The following is a 13,656-nucleotide window of genomic DNA, read 5'->3' as shown; positions in this document are numbered from 1 at the left end:
GGAGGCACCCGTGCCAGAGGGTGACGTCGTGCGGCGCACCGCGCGGCGCCTGCACGCCGCCCTGGCCGGCCGGGAGCTGGTCGGTTGCGACCTGCGCTGGCCGGACCTGGCGACGGCCGACCTGTCCGGCCGGTGCGTGCTCGAGGTCGCCAGCGCCGGCAAGCACCTGCTGACCCGCCTCACCGCGGGCGAGGGCGGGGAGCCGCTGACCCTGCACAGCCACCTGCGCATGGAGGGGTCCTGGTACGTCGAGCGCACCGGCTCCGACGGGCGCGGGCGACGTTCCGACGCGGGCGTGCGGGCCGTGCTCGTCACGGACACGTGGACGGCCGTGGGGCACCGGCTGGGGATGCTCGACCTCGTGCCCACGGCCGCCGAGGGCACCCTCGTCGGGCACCTCGGCCCCGACGTGCTCGGGCCCGGCTGGGACGCGGCCGAAGCCGAGCGCCGCCTCCTCGCCGACCCCGTCCGCCCCGTCGGGGAGGCGCTGCTGGACCAGCGGGTGCTGGCCGGGGTGGGCACCTTCTACATGGCCGAGGCGTGCTTCCTCACCGGCCTGAGCCCCTGGACGCCGGTGGGCGACGTACCCGCACCCGGCCGCCTCGTCGCGCTCGTGCACCGGTTGCTGCACGCCAACGCCGAGCGCACCGAGCAGGTCACCACCGGCGACCTGCGCCGCGGCCGCCGCACCTTCGTGCACGCCCGCTCCGGCCTGCCCTGCCTGCGCTGCGGCACCGCCGTGCGCGTCGCGCTCATCGGCCCGCCGGCGAAGGAGCGCACCGCGTTCTCCTGCCCCCGCTGCCAGTCCGGCCCCACCCCCACCGACGACGGCCGCCCGCAGGCGCCGCTGGGCGCCCGGCCCCGCCGCCGTGCGCCGGTCCGCGCGGCGGACGGCTCCGCGAAGCGCTGACGGGGTCGAACGTCCGGCGCCGGATCGTCACGCGCGCGTCATGGACAGCAGCCCCGGATGACGCTCTCGTGACAGCAGCGGTGAGGCCCCCGTCCCGCCGCGCGGGCCCACCGGGCACTGGTCACGGTGGACGTGCAGCGCCCGCCCCGGGGGCGCGAGGAGGACCACCGACGCACTGGAGGAAGCCGTGTTCAGCCGATTCCGCACCCGTCCCACCGCCCGCACCGCCGCCGCGGGCATCGTGGCCTTCGCCGCCTTCGGCGTCGCCGGCTGCAGCGACACCGCCGGCGAGGAGGAGGGCACCACCGTCGAGGACATCCAGGAGGCCGACGACGAGTCCCTGGAGGGCGAGGCCGCGGCCACGCCGTACGAGGGCGCCTACGACGGCACGTTCTACGACGACGTCAACACCTACGTGGGCCAGGAGGTGACCGTCTCCGCGGAGATCGACAGCATCGTGTCGCCGCAGGCGTTCATCATCGCCGGCACCGCGGACACCACCGTGGACCCGATGCTCGTCGTGGGTGCCACCGAGGTGACCGGCCTGACCGAGGGCGCCGTGGTCGAGGTCACCGGCACGGTGCACGAGGCCTTCGACCTGCCGCAGGTCGAGGAGGACACCGGCGTGGACTTCCAGGACGACCTGTTCAACGACTACGACGCCGAGCCGTACATCACGGCGACGTCCGTCGAGGTCGTCGAGGACGGCGGGGGTGACGCGGCCACGGACGTGGAGACCGCCACCGACTCCCCCACCAGCACGCCGACGGCGTCCTGACGCCTCCCGGCACGACCTCACCACCCGCCGCGGGCCGGTGAGGACCGGGCGGGGACCATCCCCGTGCCGCCGGNCCGGTGCGGGTGCGTCGCACCAGCACCGGCGGCAGGATAGCGCCGTGTCCCGGTCGGTGCTGCTCGTCGAGGACGACCCGCTGGTCCGTCGGGTCGTCCGCATGACGCTGGCCGCCGAGGGCTACGAGGTGACCGAGGCGGAGACCGGCGAAGCGGCGCTGGAACGGCTCGGCGAGGGGGGCGTGGACGCCGTCCTGCTGGACCTGATGCTCCCCGGCGCCGACGGGTTCGAGACCTGCCGGCGCATCCGGCGCACCAGCGACGTGCCCGTCATCGTGGTGACGGCCCGTGCCGACAGCCACGACGTGGTCGCCGGCCTGGAGGCCGGTGCCGACGACTACGTCACCAAGCCGTTCGTGCCCAAGGAGCTGACCGCGCGCCTCCGCGCGGCCCTGCGGCGCTCACCCGCCGAGGACCCCTCCCCGCGGGTGGAGGCCGGGGACCTCGTCGTCGTCCCCCGGGACGGGCTGGTGCTGCTGCACGGCGAGCCCGTGGACCTCACCCGCACCGAGCTGCGCCTGCTGTGCGAGCTCGCCGCCGTCCCCGGCCGCGCCACGACCCGCGAGGAGCTGCTGGAGCGCGTGTGGGGGTACGGGTACTTCGGGGACAGCCGGCTCGTGGACGTCCACGTGCGCCGGTTGCGCACCAAGGTCGAGGACGACCCGGCCCACCCCCGGCACGTCGTCACCGTGCGCGGGATCGGCTACCGGCTGCAACCGTGAGCCACCCCCCGCCGCGGGCGCACGACGGGCAGCGAGCCACCCGCCCCCGCGCGGTCCGCTGGCGCAGCCTGCGCGGACGCGCCACCGTCCTCATCACCGGCCTCGTGCTCGTCCTGTCCGCCGTGACGACCGTCGCGGTGTGGACGGCCGTCTCGCAGTACCTGCTCGTGCACCGCCAGCGTTCGGCGGTCGCGCAGGCCAGCGCGAACGCGGCGCAGGTCGAGCGCGGACTGCGCACCCGTGGCCTGCCGGCCCCCGACCTGCTGGCCCAGCTGCCCCGCGAGTCGGGCTCCACGTCGCTGCTGCTGCAGCGCGGCGAGTGGACCACCACGTCCCTGACCGTGGGGGCCGACGACCTGCCCACCGGCCTGCGCCGGGCGGTCGTGGACGGCAGCGCCTCCTCGCAGCGCGTCGAGGTCGACGGCGGCGTCGCCCTGGTCGTCGGCGTCCCGCTGGCGGGCATCGACGACGCCTACTTCGAGGTGTTCGGCCTGGGGGACCTGGACCGCACCTTCCGCGCCCTGAGCACCGGCATGCTCGCAGGGGCGGCACTGCTGCCGTGCGCCGCGCTGCTGCTCGGCCGCTGGCTCGCCCGGCCGGCGCTGCGCCCCCTGGAGGAGGTCTCCACCGCGGCCGCCGCCATCGCCGCCGGTGACCTGGGCGCGCGCATCGAGCCCCACGGGGACCCGCTCCTCGTGCCGCTGGCGACCTCCTTCAACGGCACCGCCCGGGCGCTGGAGCGCCGGGTGCTGGCCGACGCCCGCTTCGCCGCCGACGTGGCGCACGAGCTGCGCACCCCCCTGACCACGATCACTGCCGCCCTGGCGATCGTGCAGGCCCGCCGCGAGCACCTGCCCGAGGACGCCCGGGAGGGCCTGGACCTCCTGGGGCACGAGCTGGACCGCTTCCACCGGCTGGTGCTGGACCTGCTGGAGATCTCCCGCTCCAGCGGTGACGGCACCCTCGCCGCCGTGGAGGGCGTGCTCCTGCCGGACCTCGTGGAGCGCTCGCTGCCCGAGGCCGCGCGCCACCTGCTCGTCGTGGAGCCGGAGGCCCGCCGGGTGCGGGTGTGCGCGGACAAGCGCCGGCTGCGGCAGGTCGTGGTCAACCTCGTGGAGAACGCCGAGCAGCACGGCGGCGGCGCGACCCGCGTCACCGTCTCCTGCACCGCGGAGCACGGCCTCGTCGCCGTCGACGACGCCGGGCCCGGTGTGCCCGTCGGTGATCGGGAACGGGTCTTCGAGCGCTTCGCCCGCGGCCGCAGCGGGGACCGGGCCTCCACCGGGGGCGCGGGGCTGGGCCTGTCCCTCGTCGTGCGCCACCTGGAGGCCATGGACGCGCGGGTCGCCGTGACGGACAGCCCCGACGGCGGGGCGCGCTTCGTCGTCTCGCTGCCCCGCGAGGACGCGTGAGGGGCCGGCGCACCGCGGCGGTCCTCGTTGCGGCGCTGGTGGCCGCGACGGCGGGCTGCGGCGTGGGCGCGCAGGACGAGGCAACCACGGTGGCGCTGCCGGTGGTGACCACTCCCGCGCGGGCCGGGTCGTCCAGCGGTGCGTTCGTGCTGCAGGTGTACTTCGTGCGCGGCGACGAGCTCGCCGCCGTGGAGCGGCGCACCGCCACCGCCACCCCCCAGACGGCGCTCGACCAGCTCCTGGAGGGCCCGCGCCGCACCGAGGTCGCGGACGACGTGCGCACCGCGGTGGCCCCGCAGGAGCTGGTCGCGTCCGTCGGCCCGGGCGGCGAGGTCGTCGTCGCCGCCGGGCGCGACTTCGCCAGCGTGGGCGGCGCCAACCAGCTGCTGGCGGTCGCCCAGCTGGTGTGGACGCTGACCGGGCTGCGCGGTGTGGAGCACGTGCGCTTCACGGTGGAGGGCCGCCAGGTGGAGGTTCCGACCGACGCCGGCCTGACCAGCGCGCCGGTGCAGCGCGACGACTACGAGTCCGTGACCCCGCCCACCGGTCCCTGATCCTCGCGGGCTCCGTCGCCGCGGCGTCACGGCGGCGTCACGCGGCACCGGGCGGGGTGACGGTCTCGTGACAGGACCGTCGCCGGGCCCGTCCCGGCGAGCACGGCCGGGCGCACCCGGCCACGGTGGGTGGTGCGGACCCCGGCTCGCCGGGGCCGCCCCGGACAGGAGCACCACCGACGCTCAGGAGGACGCCGTGCCCAGCCGCCACCGCCACCACCGGTCCTTGCGGACCGCCGCCGCCAGCGCCGTCGCCCTCACCGCGGTGGCGCTGGGCGGGTGCGGTTCCCAGGAGGACGACCTGGTGGACGCCGCCCCGGACGACGTGCAGGAGGCCGCGGTCGACGCCGGGGACGGCGCCGCCGGTTCGCCGGGCGTCTACGACGGCGTCTTCGACGGCACCTTCTACGAGCAGATCGAGGACTGGGACGGGCAGCAGGTGGTCCTGTCGGCCGAGGTGGACGAGATCGCCTCGCCCCGGGCGTTCGTCCTGGCCCCGGCGCCGGGCACCGAGGTCGACCCGCTGCTCGTGGTGACCGCGACGGAGGTGGAGGGCCTGGAGGTGGGCAGCTCCGTCGAGGTGACGGGCACCCTGGGGGCGGCCTTCGACCTGCCGGGGGTCGAGGAGGACACCGGCGTGGACCTGGAGGGCGACCGCTACGACGACTTCGACGCCGAGCCGTACCTGGTGGCGACGTCGGTGGAGCTCGTGGACTAGCGGGGCGGGAGCGCGCCCGCCGCCCGCGGGCGGCGGGTGGCGGCTCTCAGGCCGCGGGCAGCAGCCGGCGCCGCAGGACCAGTTCGAGCTCCTCGGGCAGGCCGTCGAGGTCCACGGGGAACTCCCGGCCGCGACCGGCGAGGAGGTCCTCCAGCGCGGAGTCGACGATGGCGTCGACGGCCTGGTCCACGACCTCGTCGGCCACGGACGCCACGCGCTGCTCGTGTCGGGCCCCCACCGCTGCGGGGGCGGCCTCGACGACGGGCAGGCGCGGCGCGGTGGCCACGGTGCCCGCCGCCTTCGGGGAGGTCCGCGGCGCCCCGGGCACCAGCCCCTCGGCGGTGAAGCCGCGGTGGCCGCCCTCCTCGTCGGCGATGCGGCGGGTCACCTCGCCGAGCACCTGCGACAGCGGCACGTCGAGGGCGGTGCAGATGGACGCCAGCAGCTCGCTGGACGCCTCCTTCTGGCCGCGCTCCACCTCGCTGAGGTACCCCAGGGACACGCGGGCGGTCGAGGAGACCTCGCGCAGGGTCCGCTGCTGGCCGCGCCGCTCGTCGCGCAGCACGTCACCGATCGTCCGGCGGAGCACGACCATGCGGCGGCCTCCCTCAGGGAGTCGAGGGGGCAGCCCTCGGAGGACCGGTCGGCCGTTCGGTGCTCCTCGGTCGCTGCCCGTGGTGGAACCACCACCGTACCCCGCGGGTCGTTCGGAGGGCGTGGTGGGAACGGGGTTGCGCACGTCCTGCTCAACTCCCCGGACGCGGCCGGTGTTCCGCCCCGGCGCCGTTGCGAGGAGCGTCACGCCGGCGGGCGCAGCAGCGCGGCGAGGTCGGCGAGCACCGCCTCCACCGCCGAGCGGCGCACCGCCGCCCGCTCCCCCGGCGACCGCAGCAGGCGGGCCGCGGCACCGCCCGGCAGCGCGTCGGCGGCCACGGCCACGAACACCGTGCCGGCCGGGTGGCCGTCGGCCGGTCCGGGACCGGCGACGCCCGTGGTGGCCAGGCCGACGTCGGCACCCAGGCGGGCGCGCGCTCCGCGCGCCATCTGCCGGGCGACCTCGGCGTCCACGGGCCCGGTGCGGGCCAGCAGCTCGCCGTCCACGCCCAGCACCGACTCCTTCAGCTCGGTGGCGTAGGCCACCACGGCGCCGCGCACCACGGTGGAGGCACCGGGCACGTCCACGAGCGCCGCGCACACCAGCCCGCCGGTCAGCGACTCGGCCGTGGCGACGGTCAGCCCGGCCGCGCGCAGCGCGGCGACGACCCGTGCCGCGGCGGGCTCGCCGCTGGTCGCGGAGCCGTTCACCCGCGCAGCAGCTTCAGGCCGGCCGTGAAGTAGCCGCGGGCGCTGGTCAGGGTCAGCACCACGGCGGCGAGCATCACCAGCCAGGACGGCCAGTGCGCCCAGTCCGGCAGCGGCAGCACGAACAGCGCCACCGCGGCGATCTGCACGACCGTCTTGACCTTGCCGCCGCGGTCGGCGGGCAGGATGGTGCCGCGGCGGATGAGGAGGAAGCGCAGCAGCGTGACCAGCACCTCGCGGGCCAGGATCAGCGCGGTCATCCACCACGGCACGCGGCCCTGCAGCGAGAGCACGACCAGCGCGCTGCCGATGAGCGCCTTGTCGGCCAGCGGGTCGGCGACCTTGCCGAAGTCGCTGACGGTGCCCCAGCGGCGGGCCAGGTGGCCGTCGTAGCGGTCGGTGATGCTGGCGGCGGCGAACACGGCCGCCGCGGCCAGGCGCCAGCGCCAGTCGCGGCCGCCGTCCTCGGCGAGGAACCACACGAACAGCGGGACGAGCAGCAGCCGCAGCACCGTCAGCGCGTTCGGCAGGTGCGCCCGGTGAGCGGTGCGCCAGCCGCCGGAGCCGCCGGTGCGGGCGCTCACGCCGGCACGGGCGCCCCCGCGCCCACCAGCGGCTCGGCGAGCAGGTCGGCACCGGACACGCCCGTCACGCGGGCGCGCACCACGTCCCCGACGGCGGCGCGGGCACCCGGTGGCAGGTCCAGCTCCGTCTCGCCGTCGACCTCCGGGCCCTGGTGGGCGGCGCGGCCCACCACGTGCGGGTCGCCGTCCTCGTCGACGACGGACTCCACGAGCACCTCCACCACCTCGCCGAGGCGCTCCTCGGCCCGCTGGGCCACCAGCTCCTCCACGAGCCGGCCGACGCGGTCGGCCCGCTCGGCGACGACCTCGGCGGGCAGGTGCCCGTCCAGGCCCGCGGCCTCGGTGCCGTCCTCGTCGGAGTACCCGAAGACGCCGACGACGTCGAGGCGGGCGCGCTCGAGGAAGGAGCAGAGCTCGTCGACGTCGTCCTCGGTCTCGCCGGGGAAGCCGACGATGACGTTGGAGCGGACGCCGGCGAGCGGGTTGCGCTCGCGCACCTGCTCCAGCAGCGCGAGGAACGGGTCGGTGCCGCCGAAGCGGCGCATGCGGCGCAGCACGGCGGGCGCGGAGTGCTGGAACGACAGGTCGAAGTACGGCACGACACCGGGTGTGCCGGTGAGCGCGTCCAGCAGGCCGGGGCGCACCTCGGCGGGCTGCAGGTAGGACACCCGCACCCGCTCGATGCCGTCGACGGCGGCGACCTGCGGCAGCAGCGCCTCCAGGGCGCGGATGTCGCCGAGGTCCTTGCCGTAGCTGGTGGTGTTCTCGCTGACGAGGAACACCTCCTTCACACCCTGCTCGGCCAGCCAGCGGGTCTCGGCGAGGACCTCGTCGGCGGGGCGGGAGACGAAGGAGCCGCGGAAGGCGGGGATGGCGCAGAACGTGCAGCGGCGGTCGCAGCCGGCGGCGATCTTCACGGGCGCCCAGGGCCCGGAGCCGAGGCGGCGGCGCACCACGCGCGGGCCGCTGGCGGGTGCCAGCCCGGCGGGGAGGTCGGGCAGCTGCACGGCGGCGCGCGCGGCCTGGCGCTCGGCGGGTGCCAGCGGCAGGAGGGTGCGCCGGTCGCGCGGCACGTGGGAGGCCGGCTTCTCGCCGTGCAGGATCGCCTCGAGGTGGCTGGACAGGTCGGTGTAGGAGTCGAAGCCGAGGACGGCGTCGGCCTCGGAGAGCGACTCGGCGAGGTCCTTCCCGTACCGCTCGGCCAGGCAGCCGACGGCGACGACGGCTCCGGTGCGGCCGGAGTCCTTCAGGTCGGCGGCGGCCAGGACGGTGTCGATGGAGTCCTTCTTGGCCTGCTCGACGAAGCCGCAGGTGTTGACGACGGCCACGTCGGCGCCGTCGGGGTCGTCGACGAGGTCCCAGCCCGCGTCGGCGAGGCGGCCCGCCAGTTCCTCCGAGTCCACGTCGTTGCGGGCGCACCCGAGGGTGACGAGGGCGACGGAGCGGCGTTGCGCGGGAGTGCCTGGCACGTGCCCAGGGTACGCAGTCGCAGCCCCCGGCTCGCGCCCCGCGGGCGCGGACCCTCAGCCGGCGCGCAGGCGCGAGGCCGGCGGGCCGGGGTGCGGCACGCGGGCTGCCTCGCGGGCCGGCGGGGCGGGCACCCCGTCGCGCTCCGGGTCGGCGGTGGGTCCCGCGGTCGGTTCCGCGGCCGGCCCGGCGACCGGTTCGGCGGACGGCCCGGCGGTGGTCCCGGCGTCCCGCGCCTGCGCACCGTCGTGCTCGGCGGGGGTGGCGGCCGTGTCCGCGGCCGTGTCCGCGGCCGTGTCCGCGGCGGTGGGCGCCGGGTGGTCCTCCAGCAGCGCCCGCATGGACCGGGTGGGCCGGAACCAGCCGCCGCCGGGCGGCAGCGCCGACAGGCGGGTGCGCCCCAGCGAGACCTGGAACGCGCCCGGCACGTCCTCCAGGTCCACGAACTCGATGTGCGGGGACTCCTGCGCGTAGCCGGCCACCTCGGCGAAGGAGAGCACGACGCAGCGCACGCCGGCGCGGTGCAGCTCCTCCAGCGGCGCGAGGAAGTTGCGGCCGTCGCCGCTGGCGACGACGAGGCGGCGCAGCCGGTGGCTGGCGGCGCGCTCGGTGATGTGCTGGAGCATGGCGTCGTCGACGTCGTCCTCGGGGTGCAGCTTCGGGCGGGCGAAGACGGCGTACCCGAAGCTGCGCAGCGCCTCGATCCAGCCGCGCAGGGAGACGGCGGCGGTGGGCTGGACGTTGGTGAACACGCAGCCCTCCACCTCGTGGTCACCGGCCCCCGTGAGGAACCAGCGGGCGATGGCGTCGAAGCGGGGCCGGTCGGAGGAGGCCGGGCGCGAGCCGAGGATCGCCGACAGGGTCATGTCGATGTTGGGCGCGTCCCACACGAGCAGGTCCAGGTCACGGGCGGGCTCGTGGGGTCGCGGCGAGTCCATGACCCCAAAGTTACACGGAGAGTCACCGAGGTGCGACGCAACGCACCGTCCGTTGTGACGCCACGTAGAACTGGTTGCGACTGGCCGCCATCAGCCGGTGAACGGCCGGGCACCGCGTCAGCGCTGCGTCAGCTCCCAGGCGTCCTCGGACCCCTCGGCCTCGACCTCCTCCGGCACCGACCCGGCGCCGGGCTCCACCGCCCGCGGCGGCTCCTCCCCGCGCATCAGGGCCAGCGTGGCCGGCAGGTCCTCCGGGCGCACCAGCACGTCGCGCGCCTTGGAGCCCTCGCTGGGCCCCACCACGCCGCGCGACTCCAGCAGGTCCATGAGCCGGCCCGCCTTCGCGAAGCCGACGCGCAGCTTGCGCTGCAGCATCGAGGTGGACCCGAACTGCGTGGTCACCACCAGCTCGGTCGCCTGCAGCAGCACCTCGAGGTCGTCGCCGACCTCCTCGTCGATCTGCTTCTTCTGCGCGGGCGCCACCACGTCGTCGCGGTAGCTGGGCGCCAGCTGCGACTTCACGTGCGAGACGACGGCCTCGATCTCGCTCTCGGTGACCCACGCCCCCTGCACGCGCATCGGCTTCGAGGCGCCCATCGGCAGGAACAGCGCATCGCCCTGCCCCACGAGCTTCTCGGCGCCCGGCTGGTCCAGCACGACCCGCGAGTCCGCCAGCGAGGACGTCGCGAACGCCAGGCGGGAGGGCACGTTGGCCTTGATCAGGCCGGTGACGACGTCCACCGAGGGGCGCTGGGTGGCCAGCACCAGGTGGATGCCGGCCGCGCGCGCCAGCTGCGTGATGCGCTGGATGGAGGCCTCCACGTCCCGGGGGGCGACCATCATGAGGTCGGCGAGCTCGTCGACGATGACCAGCAGGTACGGGTAGGGCTGCAGCACCCGCTGCGATCCCTCCGGCGGCTTGACCTTGCCCGCCCGCACGGCCTTGTTGAAGTCGTCGATGTGCTTGAACCCGAAGGCGGCGAGGTCGTCGTAGCGCAGGTCCATCTCGCGCACCACCCACTCCAGGGCCTCGGCGGCCTTCTTGGGGTTGGTGATGATCGGCGTGATCAGGTGCGGGATGCCCTCGTAGATCGTCAGCTCCACGCGCTTGGGGTCCACCAGGACCATGCGCACCTCGTCGGGCGTGGCCCGCATGAGGATGGAGGTGATCATGGAGTTGACGAAGCTCGACTTCCCGGCGCCGGTGGCACCGGCCACCAGCAGGTGCGGCATCTTGGCGAGGTTGGCGATCACGAAGCCGCCCTCGACGTCCTTGCCCACACCCATGACCATCGGGTGCTCGCTGCGGGTGGACACCTGGCTGCGCAGCACGTCGCCCAGCGAGACGGTCTCGCGGTCGGTGTTGGGGATCTCGATGCCGATGGCGGACTTGCCCGGGATCGGCGACAGGATCCGCACGTCGGCGCTGGCCACCGCGTAGGCGATGTTCTTCGACAGCTGCGTGACGCGCTCGACCTTCGTGCCGGCGCCCAGCTCCACCTCGTAGCGGGTGACCGTCGGGCCGCGCGAGAAGCCGGTGACGCGCGCGTCGATGCCGAACTGGTCCAGCACCCCCGACAGCGCCTCGACGACGCGGTCGTTGGCGGCGCTGCGCTCCTTCGGCGGGGTGCCGGGGTTGAGGCTGGCGGGCTCGGGCAGCGCGTAGGTGACGTCGCCGGCCAGCGCGAGCTGCTCGACGCGCGGGGGCATCGGGGTGTGCGGCGGCGCGGGCAGGTCCTTGGGCTTGGCCGCCGGGACCGCCGCGGCGTCGACGGCCGGCGTCGCAGGCCCGGCCGCGGCGGCACGCGCGGAGGGCGGGTCCGAGGGCACGGGCCGGCGCTCCCCCGGCCGGGGGCGGGGCGCACCCGCGGCCTCCTCGTCGGCGGCGGCCCCCGGGGGCACCTCCTCGCGGGGGACGGTGGTCACGGCCGACTCGAACGCCTCGTCGCCGACGCGGGCCTCCAGCTCGCGCTCGCGGCGGCGCTTGCGCGCCCGGGTCTCCTTCGGCTCCGCCTCCTCCCCCTGCGCGGCGGCGCGCGCCCGGGCCAGCGCCGAGGCGGGCAGGTCCCTGCGGCGCCGGGACGCGGTGCCCGCCGCGTCCGCGGCCGGGTGCGGGCGGTGCGTCAGGCGCTCGTACACCTCCCGCAGCCGTGCCGGGATGGCGTGCACGGGCGTGGCGGTGACGACGAGCAGGCCGAAGAAGCCCAGCAGCAGCAGCAGCGGGACGGTGACCCAGCCCGTCAGGGCGGAGGAGAGCGGCCCGGCGACGAGGAAGCCGACCATCCCGCCGGCGTCGGTGACGACGTCGGCGCCGGCGGGCCCGGTCGGCGAGGGCGCGTCGGCGGCCAGGTGCACCAGGCCCGCGGCGGACAGCGTCAGGGCGGTGGTGCCCACGACGGCGCGGGTGGTGGTCTGGGTGCGGTCGGGGTGGCGCAGCAGGTGCACGGCCAGGCCGAGCAGCGCGAGGGGCAGCGCCAGGGCGACCTCGCCGAACGTGCCGGCGGCCACGGTGTGGATCACCTCGCCGGCGCGGCCGGGCAGCCCCCACCACTCCCGGGCGGCGACGACGAGGGCGAGGCCCAGCAGGGCCAGGCCCGCGCCGTCGCGGCGCAGCTCGGGGTCCAGGTCCCGCGCACCGGTGCCGACGCGGCGGGCGGCGCCGCCGACGACGTGGGCGCAGCCCATCCAGGTGGCCGTCAGGGCCCGCACGGGCCAGCTCGGGCCGGTGCGGACCGGCCCGGCGGGCGCGGGCCGCTTGGCGGGGGTGCGCCCGGCGGCGGGGCGGGCGCCGCCGCGGGTGCGCGCGGGCGTGGTGGACGACCTGCCGGACGTCTTGGCGGTCCCTGCCTTGGCCACCGTCGAACCCCTCCCCTGGGGCGTGCGCGTGGATGCGGAGCGGGGTGCGGGCGTGCGCCCCCCGCTCCCCCTGGTCCCCTTCTCCGGCGCGGTGGAGCGTGCGTTGGTGCGGGGGGCCATGCGCCTCACCGTACCCAGGCCCGGCGCGCGCGGCCGGGCGGCGCGCCAGCACCCGGGCGCGGGGCGGGGCCGGCGGGCCAGACTGTGCCCGTGGCGTCCCCCTCCCCCACCCCGCCCCCCGTGCCCGCGCCGGCCGCGGCGGCAGCCGCCGCGCGCGTGGTGGGCGTGGACCTGGCCCGGGCGGTGGCGATCGCGGGGATGGTGACCGTGCACGTGCTGCCGGAGACGGCGCCGGGGGTGCCCGGCGCCCTGTACGACCTGGCCGACGGGCGCGCCTCGGGGCTGTTCGCCGTCCTGGCCGGGGTGTCGCTGGGGTTGTCGACCCGCCGCACCCCCGCGGTGGCGCGCTCGCGCACCGCGGCGCGCACGGGGATCGCGGTGCGCGGGCTGCTGGTGGCGCTGCTGGGGCTGGTGCTGGTGAGCGCCGGCAGCCGCATCGCGATCATCCTCCCCTACTACGGGGTGGCGTTCCTGCTCGTGCTGCCGGTGCTGTGGTGGCCGGCGCGGCGGCTGGCGGTGCTGGCCGCCGCCTGGCTGGTCGCGGGCCCGCTGGTGGGCTTCCTGCTGCGCGACGCGTACGCGCTGGAGGCGGTCCACCAGCAGCCGACGCTGCTGGACCTGGTGCACCCGGGCCACCTGCTGGGCACGCTGCTGCTGACGGGTTACTACCCGGTGATCGGCTGGACGGGGTACCTGCTGCTGGGGCTGGCGGTGGCGCGCGCGGGCCTGACCGGGGCGACGGCCGCGCTGCGGCTGCTGGGGACGGGCCTGGTGCTGGCCGCGGGGGCGTGGACGGTGAGCGCCCTGGTGCTCGGGCCGGGCGGTGGCCTGGCGCGGCTGGCGGAGCTGGGGGTGGCGCCGGGCACGCCGTGGTGGACGTTCCACGGCACGGTGCCCACGGCCTCGCCGTGGTTCCTGGCGCTGGCGGAGCCACACTCGGGCACGCCGCCGGACCTGCTGCACACCTCGGGCACAGCCCTGGTGGTGCTGGGCGCGGCGCTGCTGCTGCCGACGGCCGTGACGCGGTTCCTGCGCCCCGTGGCGGCGTTCGGGTCGATGCCGCTGTCGGTCTACACCGGGCACGTGCTCGCGCTGGCGGCGCACCCGGGCGACAGCCCGGCGCTGCTGGCGGGGCACGTGCTGGTGGGGGTGGCGCTGGCCACGGCGTGGCAACTGGCGGCCGGGCGCGGCCCGCTGGAGGAGGCGTTGTCCTCGGCGGCG

Annotated in this window: 12 protein-coding genes and 1 pseudogene; 7 read left to right on the top strand and 6 right to left on the bottom strand. The window is 76.6% G+C overall.

All coding sequences use genetic code 11. The features are described from left to right. Positions 1–10: 10 nt before the first annotated feature. The 6 genes from MN205_RS17750 (at position 11) to MN205_RS17725 (ending at position 5,168) form a co-directional block, all read left to right on the top strand. Positions 11–910, top strand: a complete 900-nt coding sequence (locus MN205_RS17750; protein WP_242740423.1) for a DNA-formamidopyrimidine glycosylase family protein — start codon at positions 11–13, stop codon at positions 908–910. 187 nt (positions 911–1,097) lie between these two features. Further along, complete coding sequence (locus MN205_RS17745; RefSeq protein WP_242129653.1) at positions 1,098–1,688, top strand: hypothetical protein; 591 nt, start codon at positions 1,098–1,100, stop codon at positions 1,686–1,688. 118 nt (positions 1,689–1,806) lie between these two features. Further along, positions 1,807–2,484: a response regulator transcription factor gene (locus tag MN205_RS17740; protein WP_308220302.1), complete on the top strand. Its 678-nt coding sequence runs from the start codon at positions 1,807–1,809 to the stop codon at positions 2,482–2,484. Then, entirely contained in the window at positions 2,481–3,896 is a 1,416-nt protein-coding gene (locus MN205_RS22085; RefSeq protein WP_242129652.1) for a HAMP domain-containing sensor histidine kinase, read from the top strand. Before MN205_RS17740 ends, MN205_RS22085 begins: the two co-directional genes overlap by 4 nt. Continuing rightward, entirely contained in the window at positions 3,893–4,450 is a 558-nt protein-coding gene (locus tag MN205_RS17730) for a GerMN domain-containing protein (RefSeq protein ID WP_242129651.1), read from the top strand. Before MN205_RS22085 ends, MN205_RS17730 begins: the two co-directional genes overlap by 4 nt. 196 nt (positions 4,451–4,646) lie before the next feature. Continuing rightward, positions 4,647–5,168 (top strand): hypothetical protein, encoded by a 522-nt coding sequence (locus tag MN205_RS17725; RefSeq protein WP_242129650.1) that lies wholly within the window; start codon positions 4,647–4,649, stop codon positions 5,166–5,168. A gap of 358 nt (positions 5,169–5,526) precedes the next feature. Here the strand turns inward: MN205_RS17725 and MN205_RS22080 are convergent. The 6 genes and pseudogenes from MN205_RS22080 to MN205_RS17695 all read right to left on the bottom strand — a co-directional run. Continuing rightward, positions 5,527–5,763: pseudogene (locus MN205_RS22080) on the bottom strand (helix-turn-helix domain-containing protein); the annotation flags it as partial. 203 nt (positions 5,764–5,966) lie between these two features. Further along, positions 5,967–6,473, bottom strand: a complete 507-nt coding sequence (locus tag MN205_RS17715) for a CinA family protein (protein WP_242129649.1) — start codon at positions 6,471–6,473, stop codon at positions 5,967–5,969. After that, positions 6,470–7,054, bottom strand: coding sequence for a CDP-diacylglycerol--glycerol-3-phosphate 3-phosphatidyltransferase (gene pgsA, locus MN205_RS17710; protein ID WP_242129648.1), 585 nt, complete (start codon positions 7,052–7,054; stop codon positions 6,470–6,472). Before pgsA ends, MN205_RS17715 begins: the two co-directional genes overlap by 4 nt. After that, positions 7,051–8,523: a 30S ribosomal protein S12 methylthiotransferase RimO gene (gene rimO / locus MN205_RS17705; protein ID WP_242129647.1), complete on the bottom strand. Its 1,473-nt coding sequence runs from the start codon at positions 8,521–8,523 to the stop codon at positions 7,051–7,053. The genes pgsA and rimO overlap by 4 nt, the downstream gene beginning before the upstream one ends. A gap of 54 nt (positions 8,524–8,577) precedes the next feature. Beyond that, complete coding sequence (locus tag MN205_RS17700; protein ID WP_242129646.1) at positions 8,578–9,459, bottom strand: NYN domain-containing protein; 882 nt, start codon at positions 9,457–9,459, stop codon at positions 8,578–8,580. A gap of 117 nt (positions 9,460–9,576) precedes the next feature. Beyond that, positions 9,577–12,144, bottom strand: coding sequence for a DNA translocase FtsK (locus tag MN205_RS17695; protein WP_242129866.1), 2,568 nt, complete (start codon positions 12,142–12,144; stop codon positions 9,577–9,579). A 381-nt stretch (positions 12,145–12,525) separates the two neighbouring features. Between MN205_RS17695 and MN205_RS17690 the strand changes: the two genes are divergently transcribed. Beyond that, positions 12,526–13,656 (top strand): heparan-alpha-glucosaminide N-acetyltransferase domain-containing protein (locus tag MN205_RS17690; RefSeq protein WP_242129864.1); only part of this gene is annotated, 1,131 nt, incomplete at its 3' end.

It is taken from the genome of Kineococcus sp. TRM81007 (assembly GCF_022669155.1).
GTDB lineage: Bacteria > Actinomycetota > Actinomycetes > Actinomycetales > Kineococcaceae > Kineococcus.
Note: the sequence above shows the minus strand (reverse complement) of the source record. Positions and strands in the feature narration are given on the sequence as shown.